This window comes from Acinetobacter johnsonii (assembly GCF_048551975.1).
GTDB classification, from domain to species: domain Bacteria; phylum Pseudomonadota; class Gammaproteobacteria; order Pseudomonadales; family Moraxellaceae; genus Acinetobacter; species Acinetobacter johnsonii_A.
Window position 1 is genome coordinate 1 of record NZ_JBIMCF010000165.1, and the last position, 292, is coordinate 292.

Sequence of the window (292 nt, forward strand, 5' to 3'; positions counted from 1 at the left end):
TAGTTGGATAGGACATAATTGCTTATTTTCCAGTTTAAGGCATTGAAACTCACTGGCTTGTTCCAGCAACTCACTTCGGTTGCCTTAGGCGATAATTTGTAGTCGAGGAAAAGCCTGATTTAAACGTTTTAAAATGACTTGCGCCATATTTTGATCCACTTGATGATCAATCGCGTCAATTAACAGTACGCCGTCACCTTCTAAACAAGGAAACAGGCTTTCAGGGTTGTGTAAGCATAAACGCCGCACAATATCGCCAACGAGCGCCACCCAGTTGCGAATACTATTAGAC

Annotated in this window: 1 pseudogene; it reads right to left on the minus strand. The window is 42.5% G+C overall.

Going from position 1 to position 292, the window contains the following annotated elements:
• Positions 1 to 292 (minus strand): annotated as a pseudogene (locus ACG9ZB_RS17075) (ATP-binding protein); the annotation flags it as partial.